This window comes from Runella sp. MFBS21 (genome assembly GCF_029433105.1).
In the GTDB taxonomy this organism is placed as follows: Bacteria; Bacteroidota; Bacteroidia; order Cytophagales; family Spirosomataceae; genus Runella.
The window spans coordinates 86,446-104,357 of sequence record NZ_JARNTW010000011.1; the positions used below are offsets into that span (position 1 = coordinate 86,446).

Genomic DNA, 17,912 nt, shown 5'->3' on the forward strand with positions numbered 1-17,912 from the left:
CTTGTATCAATGAAAAACACTATATCAATTACCCATAGCTCTTATGTACCTTCTTGGCCTTCCTTGATTTTGAAGGTGTGGGGAGTGGTATGTCTGATGATATGGGTAACAAGTATCAATGCTCAAGTCAACGACAACACTACTGAGAAAGGAATTCCGCTCAGCAGATTGTTTATTCCTAAAGAATACAATGCTCACGGCCAAAACTTTGCGATTGCCCAAGACACGCGCGGCTTGATGTATTTTGGAAACTTTGCAGGAGTGCTAGAATACGACGGAGTAACATGGCGTACGATTCCTACCCAAAATATCACAAAAGTATCGGCCTTACACGTGAGCAAATTTGGAAGAGTTTTTGTGGGAGCATTGGGCGAATTTGGTTATCTCAAACCCGATAGCCTCGGTACCTTATATTTCGAAAGTTTGAGCAAAGATGTCAAAACAAATTTCGGGGCTATTATCAATATTTTTCAAACCAATGAAGGTATCTATTTTATCTCCCAACGACACATTTTTTTGCTAACACCCAAAGGGTTAAAAGAGTTTAAGGTCAATGGCACGATTATGTCGTCGTTTTATGCCAACGAAAAAATCATTGTATTGCTTAAAGACAGTGGTCCACAATTTATCGAAGGGCAAAGTCTCATTCCTATTTCCAAGGCTCCCTCCACTCCTACCCTCTTTGACTTAACGGCTGTTTTTCCAATAAGCAACAATGAGTTTTTGTTGCTCACAAGTAGTCAAGGCTTGTTCAAACTCACAAACAACACTATTCAAGTATTTGATTGTGAAGCCAATAAGTACCTTACCTCCAATCAAACATCAGCGGGTACCGTACTCGACAATGGAGATTTGGCCATTAGCACACTCAACCAAGGAGTTTTGGAAGTATCGCCTCAAGGACAAATCAAAAACCGAATCAAAGACAATGATTACCTCCAAGACCTTCAGGTAAACGCCATGTTTTCGGACCGTGACGGCATGCTTTGGCTTGCCCTCAACAATGGGATTGTGCAAATTGAGATAGCTTCGCCTATCGAAAGATTCAATGAGTTTAGTAATTTGAAAGGCGAAGTGAAGGCTATCAGTCGCTACAATGGCCGCTTATATGTGGGTACGCTCAATGGTCTTTTTTCTGTAAATGGATTTTTGGTCAACAATATAGCAGGAATCAACGCAAGCTGCTTCGGATTGGCTAAGTCGTCAACAGGACTGTGGATTGCGACAAACAAAGGCTTATTGAAATTGGTCGGTAATAATTCTGTTCAGCAAATCACTCCCTTTTATTCCCTTTGTGTCTATACTTCTCAATCTAATCCTAACCACGTATTTGTAGGACAACAAAACGGTCTAGGGATGATTACGACTTCGGGCAAAGGTCAAAGCTACAAACTCGTTCCGCAAATAACGGAACAAATCATGAACATCACGGAAGACGAAAACGGCAATCTATGGCTTGAAACCCTCACCGAAGGGCTTATCAAATTCAATGTAGCTTCCAATCAGGTTAAGAAATATACTACCCAAGAGGGCCTATCTGTGATGGTCAACAACCGCGTCGTAGCTACTTCCAAAGGACTCATCGCTTACAATCAAAAAGGCGTCTTTAGATACAATCCTACCAAAGATGTCTTTGAATCCTTTAATTTATTCCAGACCAAAAACTCATCCGCAGCTTATTGGAATGGCATCATCGTAGAAGATCAAGCCAAAAACCTCTGGACCACTCGTGGTGATGAAAAAGTAATTACACTTTATCAAAAACTTGACCAACCAACCAAACCTTACCAAGAAATTGCTACGCCTTTCTTACCCCTGGCTGAGACTTCTTTTGGAGTGATTTATCCTGATGTCAATCAAGTAGTTTGGTTTGGAGGAGCCGAAGGACTCATCAAATTTGACCTCAAAACAAGCCGCGATTACAATCGTGAGTATGCCTCGTTGATTCGTAAAATCAGCAAAGGAAATCAGATTCTTTACAATGGATACCCTACCGATACTATCGCCAAACAAAATAACATGGCTGTGCGTAGGATTGAATTGGACTATCAAGACAACAACATTCTTTTCGAATTTGCGGCACCGAGTTTTCATGCCAACGAAATCTTGGAATTTCAGTACTATCTCGAAAATTTTGATCAAGCATGGTCAGAATGGACTACCCAATCTCAAAAAGAATATACCAACCTCCCACCGGGCAATTATCAGTTTAAGGTCAAAGCGCGTAATATTTATGGTATCGAAAGCGAAGAAACTGTTGTTCTGTTTAGGGTACTTACGCCTTTGTATCTCCAATGGTGGGCTATCTTACTGTACGGTATTCTGATTGGCACGGCCATTTATTTTTCGGTGAGATGGCGATTGAGAGTGCTTGAAAGAGAAAAGCTAGAGCTAGAGAATCTTATCCAAGAGCGTACAGAAGAGGTAGTTAGCCAAAAAGTAGAACTAGAAAAACAGTCGGATGAACTTACCAATAAAAATGACCAACTCGAAAAGATAGACATTATTGTACAGGCCATCAATACTGAAATCAATTTTGGCAATTTGTTTCAAACGGTTTTGACCCGCCTCAAAGTGATTCGCAACATGGACTGCGCCAGTGCGTTGATTTATGACAAAGACACCAACGGCTATCGTTTCAAGGCACTTTATGGATTCAGTGAGTTATCACTTTTAGGAGCCGTACAATTGACTCCCGAACAAGCCGAAAAACGCTACTTAGACGAAGCTATCGAGGTATATGAAGATATCTATTTCAAAAACGATATCAAATACGATAAGCTCAACAATATGATTGACCAACTCGTCACTCCCAAGTCAATGATTACGATTGTTATCAAAGTTGACAATCACATTGAAGGTTTTATCACGCTCGAAAACTGCGCCCGTGCTAGCGCTTTTGACCAGCGAGATTTCAATATGATCAAAAACCTCAAGGAGCACCTTATTGCGGCTTATATCAAAACCCGTTTGTTGGAAAACCTTGAAAAAACCCTGAGCAATCTCAAAGAAACCCAAGAAGAACTCATTCGTCAAGAGCGCTTGGCATCGGTTGGGCAGCTTACCAAAGGAATTGTGGACCGCATTTTGAATCCTCTCAACTACATTAACAACTTCTCGGAATCGTCTAAGTTGCTCATCGACGAGTTCCAAGAGCTTATTGATAAATACCAAGCAGAATTGTCAGACGATTTAAAAGATGATGCCTATGACTTATTAGATGTACTCAAAAGCAGTATTTCAAAAATATACGACCACGGCAGCAGCACCACACGTATCGTCAAAGACATGCAAAAGCTTCTGAAAGAAAAATCGAGAGACTTTTTTGAAACAGACCTTAACAATTTTGTGGAAAATCGCGCCAAAGCTGTTTACCAAGAATTCAAAAATACCAACAAGGATTTCAACGGGCAGCTTCTCATACATTTGGATAAACAACCTGCCAAAACCAACATTTTACCTCCCGAATTGGGCGATGTCATCACTAGCCTTGTAGACAATGCCCTGTATACCCTCGCGGAGAAAAGCAAACTAAATAAGGGTTTTGAACCTCTGGTGACTATCACTACCGAAGTAGCATCAGAGGAAGTAGCACTCAAAATTAAAGATAATGGGAAAGGTATTCCAAAAAGGGATTTAGCCCTACTATTTAGCCCCTTTTTCACTACCAAACCTACCTCAAAAGGTACAGGTCTGGGATTATTTATGAGTAAAGACATTATAGAATTGCACAAAGGGAAAATTAGTATCAATTCAAAAGAAGGTGAGTTTACGGAGGTAGTGATTGTATTACCTACCGTAAAATCGTCTTCTTTATAATCAATGTTAACATGGAAAAAGCGAATCAATCGAGTGAAGCTCCACCAAACACTGCTTTTCTTCCAAAAGAGCAACAACACGCCCATGAAGATGATGAAACGTTTAAAGAACGTTTTGTACAACTTAATAAGCTAGCCGAAATCGGTCAGCTTACCGCAGGGATCATGCACGAAATCCAAAACCCACTCAATTTCATCAACAATTTTTCCAAATTATCGGTTGATTTGGTTCATGAGATGAAAGAGATTTTCGACAAAAAACAAGACACACCTCTCACGGAAGAAGAAGAAGACTTACTTTTTTTGCTAGACAAGCTGGTCGGAATCAACGTCAAAATCAGTGAAAATGGAGGGCGTATCACGCGTATTATTCAAAGTATGCTCGCCCAGACCCGTACCGAAAACCAAAGTGCAAAATTTGAACCCGTAGATTTGAATCAATTGCTGGAAGAGTTTACCAAACTCGCTTATCAAGGAGTACGTGGTGAAGACAAGGCTTTCAATGTATCGTTTGTGTTTCAGTTTGACCCAAGCGTAGGCAAAGTCAAACTAGCTGCCACGGAGATAAGTCGTGTAGTACTCAATCTGGTCAACAACGCTTGCTATGCCCTCAACGAAAAACGTAAAGGAGAAGGCGCAGGATTTGCTCCTCAAATTTCGGTAAGCTCGACGCGCCTCGCCCAGACTGTCCAAGTCAAAATCAAAGACAATGGCAACGGAATACCTGATTCTATCAAAGAAAAAGTATTTTCGCCTTTTTTTACTACCAAACCCGTCGGCAAAGGCTCAGGGTTAGGATTGGCATTGAGTCGAGATATTATTACGATTATGCACAAAGGACAGTTGGAAGTGGTATCAGAAGAAGGTAAGTTTACAGAATTTACGATTCAGATACCCCTAGATTTATCTTAAACCAAACCTCAAGAATTCTTGTTACTCTCATTCCTAAGAAAAACTCATTAAAAATTACTAAGACATGGCTATCAAGATACTCAGTATGGACGACGAATTGGATATGGAAATGCTGATTCAAACCCGATTCAGAAAACAAATCCGAGAAAGAAGATATGAGTTTATTTTTGCCCACAATGGCATCGAAGCTCTCGAAGTTTTGGAGCAACACACCGATATTGATATAGTGCTGTCGGATATCAACATGCCCGAGATGGACGGCCTGACTTTTTTGACAAGACTCAACACTATCAACAATCCACGAGTGAAGGCAGTCATGGTTTCAGCTCACGGCGATATGGACAACATCCGCAAAGCCATGAACCTCGGGGCTTTTGATTTTATAACGAAACCCATCAATTTTGAGGATTTAGATATCACCATTGATAAAACCGTAGGGCATATCGAAATGCTCATTCAGCATCAAAAAGAACGCGACCAACTGGTCTCAATTCAAAATGATTTGCTGATTGCTCGCGAAATTCAGCAGGCAATGTTACCAAAGATTTTTCCGCCCTTCCCTCATCGCAAAGATTTTGATTTGCACGGATTTCTTGAACCTGCCAAGTCTGTGGGAGGAGATTTGTTTGACTTTTTTATGATGGACGAAAACCATCTTTTCTTCATCATCGGGGATGTGTCCGACAAAGGAGTTCCGGCTTGTATGTTTATGGCCATTACCAAGGCTATTTTCAAAACCCACTTTCTTCACAGCAGTTTTGAGAATATCGCCGAAGAAGTAAGACAAGTAAACGCGTTTTTGTCGGAAGACAATGACTCTTTTATGTTTGTGACTGCTTTTGTGGGAGTACTTGACCTCACGACGGGCGTCGTCGAATATGTAGATGCAGGTCATGAGCCTCCGCTTATTTTGCGCAAAGACGGTACTGTAGAAGTCGTCAAGAAAAAAACCGGAATGGCCTTAGGAATAGATCCTACCTACGACTATCATACCCAAGTTCTCACGCTTCAGCCCGGAGATACCTTGTTTACTTATACCGACGGAGTAACAGATGCCAACAACGAAGCCGGAGATCGATTTGGGATGAAAAAAGTAGAAGAATTAGTAGCCTCTATTGGTCCGAATAATACTCCTAAAGAAATCAACACTACGGTAAAGGCCACCTTAAAAGAGTTTATTGGAACCCATTATCAGTTTGATGATATTACGACGCTTACCCTCCAATATTATGGCAATTAAGGTGGAGCCGTTATTTTACCCTAATTGACACGCTACCACAATTCATACTTAGCAGTACAAAAGAGCAATTGCCTTCTTGGCAGTTGCTCTTTTACTTATAAGGCTAATTGACCATTAAATAACTCTCTACCAAATTTTGGTTTTGATGAAACCATTCAAGAATTATTTCCATTATTTCAAAAAGATGTTGTTACTTGTATTGAGTTTGTGTTTTAACAAACTTTGATGACTCAACCCTTAATGCAAAATAACCTAACCCTAAAAAATATCTAATCTAGGCAAATTACACCTTGCCTATTAGATGTTGGTGTTTTATATATGACAAGTGTATAAAATCCAAGGGCAAACCTCAACGCACCTATGGATAACATACAAATTTTGATTGTTGAAGATGACCCTATCATTGGTACAGATTTAGAAGACCGCCTTACCGAAATGGGCTACCAAGTGATAGGTCTGTTTGAAAGTGGCGAAGAAGCTTATCAAAAAGTAAAAGATAGTTCCCCAGATTTGATTATTATGGATGTACAGCTATCAGGACAATGGGACGGTATCGAAACCGTACAACAAATCTTTACACTCATAGAAGTTCCTGTTATATTTTTGACTAGTAATACCGACGAGTCTACCTTTTCAAAAGCAAAAAATACATTTCCTGCGGCTTTTTTGGCAAAACCCTATCGAGGACGAGACCTGAAATATGCCATCGAACTAGCCCTAAAACAGTTTTCTGACGTTAATACCTCTTGTCCTTTCTCCCAAAACCAAGCCCCCTCTAAACCAAATGGTCTCAACGACCGTATCTTTGTTAAAGTCAAAGACCGGATGGAGCCTTTGTTTTATGAAGACATTTTGTGGGTAGAAGCCGACGATTACTACTGTAAAGTTTATACCAAAACCCAAGAAATTCAAATATCTCAAACGCTCGGTAAATTCAGTGAAGCGCTTGCCAATTTTCCAGAATTTTTGCGAGTACATCGTTCATATATCATCAACCTTAAGCAAGTCGACCAGATTGGCGATGCCCATCTTTACATTGGAAAACAGAGCATTCCAGTTAGCAAATCCATCAAAGAAGAAATAATGAGTCGTCTACGGAAGATAAGCTAAGCCCCCTTATGAAAAAATACATACTACCAGTCTTATTGGTGTTTTTGTTTTTTCGAGGCTACTGTCAAAAAGCTTCTGGGAGATTGAATAATAAAATGCAAGGGTACTCAGCCAATGATACCCTCAAAATAAGACGTTTTTATAATTTAGCACAAGAACAAAACAATCACGACTTTAAGAAAGTAAAAGACTTTTTACACCAATCTTATGCTCTAGCCAAAAGTGCCCAAGCCGAAACCTGGATACCTGAGCTCGAAATGAATCTTGGACGCGTCTGCGCAAATCTGAGCATGCCAGATTCGGCCTTGTATTATTTTCATCTCTCATTGGATGGTTTTGAAAAACAAAACAACCAAAAATCCATCGCCTATGTATACAGCAAAATCCGCTGGGTTTACAATTACCTAGGAGATTTTGAAAAGGCACTGGTCTATGCTTTCAAAGCACTCGAAATCTATCAAAAACTCAATGATACTGTCGGCATCGCAAGTTCAAACAGCGATATCTCGGTTATTTTTTATTCACAACAAAAATTTGAGGATGCTATCAAATACGCCGAAAAAGCATATGAGATTCAGAAAAAAAATCGCCGACTTGAAGATTTAGCCTATACAGCTCAGGCTTTGGGCGATGCGTGGCTCCAATTGGGCAACTATCCCAAGGCCCTTGAATATCAAAATGAAGGCCTTACACTCCGCCGTCGCTTGGCTTCTCAAATCGATATTGCTCTTTCGCTCAATAGCCGAGCCAATGTCTACAAATACCAAAAACGCTACCAAGAAGCCTTAGAAGACTACCGCGAAAGTCTCAATATCGCCCGAAAAGCCAGTTTTACGAGCTTGGTACTGTCGTGTCTTGGCAATATTGGGCATGTTTATAACCTCACCCAAAACTATGCTGCCGCCCTCCCCTATCATTTGGAAAACCAACGCCTCATTGACCAGACGCAGCAACTCGACAAGGCTGTCGAAAACTATCAACTCCTTGCCGACGCCTATGCGGGCTTGACTAAATATGACTCTGCATACTATTATCAACGACTCACTACCACCACTAGTCAAGAGCTACTTAATGAGCAAAACACGCTTCAAATGTCGAAGCTGAAAACGCAATTTGAAACAAAACAAAAAGAAGATAAAATCCTTCTCCAAGAAAAACAACTTGCCGAAGAACGTTTAAAACTCTGGGCTTTAGGCTTTTTTTTGATAGTAGCCATCATCGCAGGGATACTTTTGTTTCGCTTGATTCGTATTTTACGCAAACGAAACGAAGAAAAAGAGTTTTTAATTAAAGAAATTCATCACCGCGTTCGCAACAATCTGCAAGTATTGTCGAGTCTTTTGCATCTACAATCACGCTATATCAAAGATGAAGCTGCTCTCGATGCCGTCAAAGAAGGGCAAAACCGCGTGGATGCAATGGGGCTTATTCACCAAAAACTCTATATGGGTGATAACCTCGCCGCTGTGGATATGTCAGATTATTTACAACATCTAGGCGAATCCCTTCTGGATTCTTTTGGTCTTGGCGATACTCATCGGGTGATAATCCAATACCAGCTTCAACCTATTCATTTGGATGTGGATAGTGCTATTCCACTTGGATTGATAGTAAATGAACTTGTTACGAATTCACTTAAATATGCTTTCCCTAACAATCGCTCTGGCATAGTCGAGATAGCTCTTTGGGAAGAATCTACCAAAAAACTTTGCCTTCAAATTACGGACAATGGCGTCGGAAAATCCAATGCTTTACAGTTTAGTTCGGGCACCTCATTTGGTCTCAATTTGGTAAAGATTTTGAGTAAAAAACTAAAAGGCAAGCATAAAATTATCGAGGCGGAGTTTGGCTATGGGACTTTACTTGAATTCGAAAACTATAAGTTAGTATAAATTCAAACATTATCATAAACTAATTGATAATCTGACATTTATACCATAAGTCCCAAAATGGGATTTATGGTTTTTACTCCTTAGTTTAGACTAATCCTCCCTACTTTGAGACCTCAAAATTCTCTACATCTTAGGTTCTTTTTTCCAGTTATTCGTTTTATTTAAGCATAAAACTATGCTAGATACGAAGATAAAATCAACCTATTTTTACACATCTGAACATGCAAAAATAGGTTGATTTTGCTATTTAAAATGTGCATATGAAAATATTACGCAAACCCTGATTCCGAAAGTGTTTTCGATCAAATATTTACGCTAAAACTTGATATTAGACTGGCACGTATCCTTAATAAGTGTACGAACGTAAGTAGAGAATGGAAATCCAAGTTTCTGGGCCTTAATTCACTATTTTTTTAAAATTTTTCAAATTAAAATACTGTATATCAATGACTTATATCATAAGTCCCAAAATGGGATTTATGATATTGATTTTTTAAAACTTACTGATGAAAAGAGGTTGATCACAACAACCCTTTAAGCTTAGTAGCAATTTCAATGAGCTTGTCTAAATCTTTGGGGCTGGGAGTAGGATTTGAGTTTAAAACTTTATCTGTAATTTTAGAAAGTTGTTTTTTAGTGCTCTCGAAAGAGCCTTTGGCTTTGATATTCGCTAAAATAGTATCTTCTTTGGGAGAGAGCAAACTACTGAGTACCTCTGTAGACGCTATAAGTTCATTCTGTTCGACTTTTGCCAGTTTTTGAATATCTGACTTACCCATTTTCATTTCGCCGCTTAAAACGGCGTTTTTGAGGTTATTGTCGAGTTTGTCTAAGCCAGTCGCAAACTCAGCATCTCTCAAAATCGTATTACGGCCTACGTTGTATTCTTTGGCCAATTTTTCGGAAGTAGAAAGAGAGTCTTTATCATAATTCCCATTTTGGGACTTATGCTCATTGCGGTCATATCTGCCCCTGTCTGTTTTTTCTAAATTGTATCTCAATCCTCTAAAATAAGAAGTTTGTTGAGGAGTCAGGTTACGACGACCAAGTTGTAAATCAATCATGTAGTCTTTCACTTCTTTGATGGAGTGAAAACTCATAACCTGCACGTTGAAATGAATGTTTCTCTTGCTACAAATCTGATAACGGTTGTGTCCATCTACCAATACATATGCAGGAGCAGTAGGGGAGAGGCTGCTGGAATCGATTTCACCTTGGGTAGTTTCCCATAGAAGTAGCGCATCTTTACACCCGTTTTTAAGAATGTTTTGTTCCAGTTGGTCATATTCTTCGAGAGTGGGAGAGGGGATAAAAGTCCGTAACTCTTCCAAAACCACGATGTTTTGTTTGATTTGTTCAGAACTAATGTAGCTGTTGTTGAGTGCCTGTTTGGTTTTTTCGCCAATGGCGTTTTTGATGTTTAGCTTGGCCATGCGAGCGAGGTTATTTTACGATTTGAAGATAGTCAATGAATTCATTGCAGAAGTCACGGTAATTTTTGGCAGCTTCTGAGTTGTCCGAGAATTTAGCAATGGATTTCTGCACAATCTGAGACTTTTGAAAATCTACAAGGTGTTTTATTTCAGTTTTAAATACGCGAATAGGTACGTTTTCTTTGACATTTTCTTTGATGCCATCGTGTACGCTGTTTTTCTTGACCATCGTAAACACAATGCCATCTACTTTTAGGTCGGCATTGAGGTTGGTTTTGACTTCCATAACCCGTTGTAAAAGCGAATTAAGGCCCTTTACAGCCGACATCTCAGGTAATAACGTAATGAGACAGCTATTGGAGGCATTCATGGCCGAGATGGTCAGTTTATTGAGCGAGGGCGGGCAATCGATGAGTACATAGTCAAACTGAGTCAGTAGCGGTTGGAGTTTGTTCTTGAGACGTAAATCACCACCTACACTCAAGATAAGCTGTATTTCGGCATCGGCTAGTTCAATATCCGATGGTGAGAGAGAAAGGTTATCTGATATTTCGACGATTGGTAGAGGTGTGTGGTGATTGAGTAAAGCATGAGCTACTTGACTTTCGGGACTATCGACGCCAAGAATTTGGCTTAGATTGCCCTGTGGATCTAAGTCAACCAGCAGTACTCTAAATCCACGACGAGCCAAGGCTTCTCCTAACGATGAGGTAGTGGTAGTTTTGCCAACACCTCCTTTGTGGTTGATGATAGAGATAACCCTTGCTTTTTCGTAGAGAGAATCAGAATAGCCATATTTGGTGAGTATTGGATAAAGAGCTATCAAATGCTTCTCAGCGAGGTTACGAGTACCTGTTAGGGCTTGGGCGATAGTTCCTTTGGGAATACTTGCCTCTTTTTCCAATGCTGTGATAGTGAGAGCTGGGTTGTGCTTTAGAAAGTTAAGAACCTCTTTTTGGCTTATCATGGATTAAAGAAGTGATTGTCGCTATTTTTTTACAAATTTAATTTTTTTGTAGAAAACTTATGACAATCACTTAAAAAAAGATTCGTTGCTCAAAATTATCCCAACTTAGTATGAGGATAATTTTGAATAATAACTATATTTTTAGTTGACGCCTTCTTTTTTTGGCGTCGAATCATCTTTTTTGATTTTGATTTGATTTTTGATTTTCTACGATTTTGGAACGAGTTCGGACTAAAAAGAACCCCCTATTTAGCCCCATTGATTTTGATTTAAAAATTGTCATATTTTTATTGAAGAATTGATGATTTACAATATTGATGATTTAAGGGGCTTGTAAGTTACTGAATAATAGTTGGTTACAGGGTCTAATTCTGTCAAAATGTAGTCTAATTCTGTCAAAATGTAGTCGAACTCTGTCAGAATGTAGTCGAACTCTGTCAAAATGTAGTCGAACTCTGTCAAAATGTAGTAGCTAATTCTGTCAAAATGTAGTCAAACTCTGTCAAAATGTAGTCAAACTCTGTCTTTAAATATGTCTGACAGAATTTATTGACAGAATTTAATATTACCCTAATTTTGAAGGAACGATAGTGGTTAAGTATTTGCAATTTTTTGGACGAAAAAACTATTTTTTAAGATAGAAAATATATCCTAAAAAGAAATGATTAAAATTTTGAAACAAAATTTAAGATACCAAACCACTTTGAAAAAACATAACAAGTAGATAATGAGCGAAAAAGGCGAGGAAAAGGCTTAATTCTGTCAAAATGTAGTCGAAAATAAAATATATGCTTGCGTAAATGCTTTATTTTCAGTAGTTTATGTGGTTGTTAATATGTTTGAATTCTCATTATTAGAGATTTTGCTTCTTAAAAATGAAAAGAAAGAACAAAGATTCTATTAAAACCAAGCAATTAAGAAAAATTTGGATGTAATACTTTGTTTATAATGTGCTGAATTTCAGTGTATTGTGCGTAATTCTGTCAAAATGTAGCAAAACAATCACAAATTCTGACAATCTCATTGTATTGACAGAAAAGATAGCTACCTTAGCTAGTCCAAACCTAATTGCAGTTTGAATGATAAAGCTCAGACACTTTAATCGCCAGCCCAACGGAGTAATCATGAGTCGACAGAATTTTTCACTGTTGGAGAAGCGAGTTTTTTATATAGTAATGAATCAAATCACAGAAGCCGATGCGGAGTTGCGTCAAAACAAGTACTTCCGAATTCCAGCCAAACTGATTACAAACAATTATCGACAGATATTAGCAATGACGCAGTCACTGATGAGAAATTGTCAGATTTGGCTCCGCAATGACGAAGAAAAAGAGTTTAGTGCCTATAATGTATTCTCATCGGCAAAATATAGTGCTAAAGAAGGAGTGTTTGAAATCGGGGTTTCGTACGAAGTCTTGCCGCATATCGCCAAAATCAAAAGTGGCTACACCGAATACGAACTCGCTATTGCATTGTCGCTCAATAAGACCTATTCACAAAGATTGTACGAAATCTTGTCACGTTGGAAAAATTTTAACGGAGGTGCTTGGTCAGAGATTTCGGTAGATGATTTGCGCGAATTGATTTCGGCTACCGAAGAAACCTACGATGATTTTGGTCAGTTTAAAAGACGTGTCTTAGATCCAAGTCAGGAAGAGATTTCGGCCAAGACAGATTTATCATTTACCTACCAAATACATAAGACAGGTCGTAAGGTGACTCACATTTCATTTATCATCAATACGCAAGAGTCGAAAGCATTGGCCGAGCTACAAGAAATACGTGAGGAACTCGGTAAAATGAACATGGATGACCGCTGGAAATATTTCCAAGAACGCCTTCAAGCTTATGATTTTTCTAGATTGCAGCAGAGCAAAATTATACAAAACGAAGACCTAGCCAACTTGTTTATCAACGCCGATATGGAGATACAAGCTGGCAAACGCACACCCAATAACCCAACGGCCTACATGGCAGTTATTTTAGGGTTCAGTGAAAGTAGCAAGACAAAAAAAAGCAAGTAAATACCGCAATTTTCGGGTTTTGACGGGGCTTCGTACTCACTACTTTTGTAGAAGAATCAACCAAAAATTGTGATGACAACTCAAGACCCAATTACCTACAAAAAAATTGAGGAAGCGATTGCGTATATCCAACGGAGTTTTCGACAACAGCCTAGTTTAGAGGCGATTGCAGAAGAGGTGCATTTGAGCCCTTTTCATTTTCAAAGATTGTTTAGCGAATGGGCGGGAATAAGTCCGAAGAAATTTTTACAATACCTGAGCATAGAACATGCCAAACAATTGTTGTATCACTCCCAAACTTCTCTCTCTGAAGTGGCATACGAAACGGGCTTGTCGGGCACGGGGCGTCTTTACGATTTGTTTGTAAATATTGAGGGTATGACACCCGGCGAATACAAAAATGGAGGCGAAAATCTCACAATCAATTATAGTTATGCCCAAACTCCTTTTGGTAATATTATGGTAGCATCGACCCCTAAAGGAGTATGTTATATGGCTTTTGATGATGAAGCAAACAATGCTTTTGACGCCCTCCAATTGGCATTCCCCAAAGCTACCTATCGGTCTATTCTTGACCAACACCAACAAAATGCTTTATTGATTTTCCAAGAAGATTGGCAGCAACTTCCTCAAATCAAATTGCATTTAAAAGGTACTGATTTTCAGCTTAAAGTATGGGAAGCGCTTCTCAAAATTCCTAAAGGAAAATTGACAACCTATGGAAACATAGCACAGCAGATTGAAAAACCATCCGCAGCTAGAGCGGTAGGCTCAGCTATTGGCGACAATCCCGTAGCCTTTCTTATACCATGTCATCGCGTAATACAGTCAAATGGTATCTTAGGACAATACCATTGGGGAAGTCCTAGAAAGGCCGCTATCATAGGCTGGGAAGCAGCGAAGATTGAGGGGGTAATTTGCTGATTTACAATTGAAAATAATTTTTGATTTGAAATTTGTTTATTCCAAAAACTGACAACAATCAGTTTTTGAATGTGCTAAATGTTACAAAAAGCCTTCGTATTAGCCTCTACTTTTGCTTCATCGAAAAAGAACAAAAACCAAACAAATACAACGATGAAAGTAGAGCAAATTTATACTGGATGTTTGGCCGAAGCGGCCTATTATATTGAATCAGAAGGTGAGGCTGCGGTGATTGACCCTCTTCGTGATACCAAGCCATTTATCGAAAAAGCCAAAAACGACGGTGCTCACATCAAATATGTTTTTGAAACTCATTTTCACGCTGATTTTGTATCAGGACATTTAGACTTATCCAATCAAACAGGTGCTTCGATTGTATTTGGTCCATTGGCAAAACCGGCATATCCGGCCCTAATTGCCGAAGATAATCAGGAGTTTCAGTTAGGAAAAATAAAAATCAGGGCCCTTCATACGCCGGGTCATACCATGGAATCTACCTGTTTTTTGTTGATTGATGAAGAAGGCAAAGAAATGGCCATTTTTACCGGCGATACTTTGTTTATTGGAGACGTAGGACGCCCAGATTTGGCGCAACATGTAGTGAGTGATTTGACCCAAGAAAAACTGGCGGGGCATTTGTATGAATCACTCCATAATAAAATAATGCCCTTGTCTAATGATCTCATCGTATATCCTGGCCATGGAGCGGGTAGTGCTTGTGGCAAAAAAATGAGTAAGGAAACCACGGATACGCTCGGAAATCAGAAATTATTCAACTATGCTCTTAATCCCACTCTTACCAAAGAAGCATTCATCAAAGAGATATTGACGGGGCTTGTTGCGCCACCAAGCTATTTTCCCCAAAATGTACTGATGAATATCAAAGGTTATGAAAGTCTGGAAGAGGTAATGAAAAGAGGTACTCAAGCGCTGACGCCAGCCGCTTTTGAAGCAGCGGCCAACGAAACGGAAGCTCTTATTTTGGATGTAAGAGAGGCACAAATATTTGCCAAGGGATTTGTACCCAATTCCATTAATATTGGACTTGACGGCCAATTTGCATCTTGGGTGGGTACATTGATAGCTGATATTGGGCAGCCTATTCTTTTAGTGACTGAGCAAGGACGAGAGCAAGAAGCCATAACCCGCTTGGCAAGAGTCGGATATGACAATTGTATTGGGTATTTGGAAGGAGGCTTTGAGGCATGGAAAGAAGCACAAAAAGAGATAGATGAGGTCGCTACTATTTCGGCCGATCATTTTGCCGATTTCTACCTGAAACAACCTTCTACTCCGGTTTTTGATGTGAGAAAGAAAAGCGAATATGACTCCGAGCATGTGATTGGGGTTGAGAACTTACCGTTAGATTTTTTGAATGAAAATATGGCTCGTCTCCTTCCCACCACCACCACTTATATTCACTGTGCAGGAGGCTACCGTTCGATGATTGCGATTTCTATTCTGAAAGCCCGTGGTTTTCAAAACCTCGTTGACGTAGAAGGAGGTTTTGCGGCTCTCAAGGCCACCCACAAATTACCCCTCACCGAATACGTTTGCCCTAGTACTTTGTTGTAAAAAAATCTAAAAAAGCCTTGCTTCCTAAAATGGGAGCAGGGCTTTTAGAAAATATACAAATCCTACCCTAAAACCACAGTTGTGGGGTAGGATGAATAAAATGTTCTTATGAATATAGTTTTTGTAATGCACTCTTTTTCAGTGCTGATATATAAAAAATAAACACCATCATTGAGCTCTTTAAGGTTTAATTTTTGGACAAAATGAGAATTACCTCGTTTTATGAAACCTCGGTGTAATATCTTATTTTTTTCATCCATAAGTCGTACTTCTAGATAGTGTTCAGTGGGTTTTTCGACGCCAATCCATAGCTGAGAACGATGATTGGCGGTTATTTGGGCTTTTAATTGGGTATTGTCTTTTTCTTCTGTAGGTATTGCATGAGTGTAAAAAGACACGCTTGCCACTAGGGCGAGAAAAAAGGATTTCATGGTTGAGAATTTGTTTAAAATGGCTGTGTTTGGTTGTAGTCATTATCAATGACTCCCCAAAAGTAAAGGACGCATAAATAATGGCTATTTGCTTTTGACCCAAGTGTAAAAAATGAGCCTTGAAGTGTCAGAATAGAATGCTCACAAAAACACAAACCGATGACAGGAGACACTCACTCCTGTCATCGGTTTGTGTTTTGATTCACTAAAACCTAAATCTTAATTCCCCAAGTACTGTTCATTTCCCGTCCGAGAAGAGCATTTGCCTCTTTGTCGTTTTTAAAAGTTTCCTTTTTAGGATTCCATTGTAGAGGGCGCTTAAGTTGATAGGCGATGTTCCCGATGTTGCAAACGGAGGCCGTACGATGCCCAATCTCAACATCGCAAATAGGCTTACTACGTTTGCGCATGGCATCAAAAAAGTCTTTATAATGGTTTTCACTTTTATAGACATGCTTCTCATTTTCTCCGATTACTTTATCTTTCAGCGATGCAGGAGTAGTTTCGAGTTTTTTTCTTTGTACTCTGATTTCTCCTTCACTTCCTGTAAACAAGATGGCGTTGCTCCAATCCCATTTTTCGTGGGTCATGGTGATGCCATTGCCGTAGCGATAAGTTAAGAAAGGATGGTCTTTGCCATCGGGTGCAATGACTTCTACCGGCCCGCTATCGTCCATATCCAAAGCCCATTGTACAATATCAAACATATGTGCACCCCAATCGGTGACCATGCCACCGCCGAATTCTTTGTAATTGCGCCAATTTGGAAACACGTCTTTAGAAGTAGGAGGAGCCAACTCTGAGTTGAAAGCTACGGGCAAATTAGGCCCCAGCCAAGCATTCCAGTCCAAGCCATCGGGAATCGGCTCGGCGGGTAGGTTGTAGGCTAGTGGAGGAGGGCCGACGTTTACTTTGATGCTTTTGATTTCGCCGATATAGCCGTTGCGAATCAGCTCGGCCGTTTGGCGAAATTCGGGCCATGAGCGTTGCATACTTCCTGTTTGAAATACTCGTTTGTGTTTACGAGCGGCTTCTACCATTGCTCTTCCTTCTTTAACAGTCAGAGAAAGAGGCTTTTCGCAATAAATATCCTTCCCTGCTTCAGCAGCTCTGACGGCCATGGCAGCGTGCCAATGGTCGGGGGTAGCAATCACCACCGCATCTACGTCTTTGCGCGCAAGCAATTCCCGAAAATCATTGTAAACTGGAATCTCGGAATAAGAACCTTGGCCGGTATTTTTTTCATAATATGCCTTGATTCGATCTAAAGTAAGTTGAGCTTTGGCTTTATATACTTCGCTGAGAGCTACAATGCGGGCTTCTCCCGTGCTCAAAAACGAATTGGTAAGACTGCGCCCTTGCTTGCCGGTTCCGATAAAACCCAAAGAAATCATATCGCTAGGGGCTAAGTATTTGGAGCCGTCGGGGCGTTTGCCACCCAACACAAATCGAGGTACAATCATGATACCCGCCAAAGCCGAAGAGGCTTTTCCAACAAATTGACGGCGATTTAGGGTGTTTTCTTTTTTCATATAACAAATTGTAGATTAAAGGAGTCAAAAATAAATGCTATAATAGAAGATAAA

Annotated in this window: 12 protein-coding genes; 8 read left to right on the forward strand and 4 right to left on the reverse strand. The window is 39.7% G+C overall.

Annotated features, from left to right (window positions below):
- Positions 1–9 precede the first annotated feature (9 nt).
- From P1X15_RS20015 to P1X15_RS20035, 5 genes are all read left to right on the forward strand, one after another.
- On the forward strand, positions 10–3,819 hold the full coding sequence (locus P1X15_RS20015; protein ID WP_277339912.1) for a sensor histidine kinase: 3,810 nt from the start codon (positions 10–12) through the stop codon (positions 3,817–3,819).
- An 11-nt stretch (positions 3,820–3,830) separates the two neighbouring features.
- On the forward strand, positions 3,831–4,730 hold the full coding sequence (locus P1X15_RS20020) for a sensor histidine kinase (RefSeq protein ID WP_277339913.1): 900 nt from the start codon (positions 3,831–3,833) through the stop codon (positions 4,728–4,730).
- 64 nt (positions 4,731–4,794) lie between these two features.
- Positions 4,795–5,970: a PP2C family protein-serine/threonine phosphatase gene (locus P1X15_RS20025; protein WP_277339914.1), complete on the forward strand. Its 1,176-nt coding sequence runs from the start codon at positions 4,795–4,797 to the stop codon at positions 5,968–5,970.
- 360 nt (positions 5,971–6,330) lie between these two features.
- Positions 6,331–7,080, forward strand: a complete 750-nt coding sequence (locus P1X15_RS20030; protein ID WP_277339915.1) for a LytTR family DNA-binding domain-containing protein — start codon at positions 6,331–6,333, stop codon at positions 7,078–7,080.
- Positions 7,081–7,088: 8 nt separating this feature from the next.
- Positions 7,089–8,972 (forward strand): histidine kinase dimerization/phosphoacceptor domain -containing protein, encoded by a 1,884-nt coding sequence (locus tag P1X15_RS20035; RefSeq protein ID WP_277339916.1) that lies wholly within the window; start codon positions 7,089–7,091, stop codon positions 8,970–8,972.
- Between the two features lie 521 nt (positions 8,973–9,493).
- On the opposite strand, the gene P1X15_RS20040 is transcribed toward P1X15_RS20035, so the two are convergent.
- Positions 9,494–10,405, reverse strand: coding sequence for a hypothetical protein (locus P1X15_RS20040; protein WP_277339917.1), 912 nt, complete (start codon positions 10,403–10,405; stop codon positions 9,494–9,496).
- Positions 10,406–10,415: 10 nt separating this feature from the next.
- The gene (locus tag P1X15_RS20045) at positions 10,416–11,372 is read right to left on the reverse strand and encodes an AAA family ATPase (protein ID WP_277339918.1); all 957 of its coding nucleotides are present in this window, start codon (positions 11,370–11,372) and stop codon (positions 10,416–10,418) included.
- 1,079 nt (positions 11,373–12,451) lie between these two features.
- Between P1X15_RS20045 and P1X15_RS20050 the strand changes: the two genes are divergently transcribed.
- From P1X15_RS20050 to P1X15_RS20060, 3 genes are all read left to right on the forward strand, one after another.
- Positions 12,452–13,396, forward strand: coding sequence for a replication initiation protein (locus P1X15_RS20050; RefSeq protein ID WP_277339919.1), 945 nt, complete (start codon positions 12,452–12,454; stop codon positions 13,394–13,396).
- Between the two features lie 72 nt (positions 13,397–13,468).
- On the forward strand, positions 13,469–14,320 hold the full coding sequence (locus P1X15_RS20055; RefSeq protein WP_277339920.1) for a methylated-DNA--[protein]-cysteine S-methyltransferase: 852 nt from the start codon (positions 13,469–13,471) through the stop codon (positions 14,318–14,320).
- Between the two features lie 153 nt (positions 14,321–14,473).
- Complete coding sequence (locus P1X15_RS20060) at positions 14,474–15,895, forward strand: rhodanese-like domain-containing protein (protein WP_277339921.1); 1,422 nt, start codon at positions 14,474–14,476, stop codon at positions 15,893–15,895.
- A gap of 62 nt (positions 15,896–15,957) precedes the next feature.
- On the opposite strand, the gene P1X15_RS20065 is transcribed toward P1X15_RS20060, so the two are convergent.
- Positions 15,958–16,326, reverse strand: coding sequence for a hypothetical protein (locus P1X15_RS20065; RefSeq protein WP_277339922.1), 369 nt, complete (start codon positions 16,324–16,326; stop codon positions 15,958–15,960).
- Positions 16,327–16,538: 212 nt separating this feature from the next.
- Positions 16,539–17,858 carry a Gfo/Idh/MocA family protein gene (locus P1X15_RS20070; RefSeq protein WP_277339923.1) on the reverse strand — a complete coding sequence of 440 codons (1,320 nt, stop codon included), beginning with the start codon at positions 17,856–17,858 and terminating at the stop codon, positions 16,539–16,541.
- Positions 17,859–17,912 lie beyond the last annotated feature (54 nt).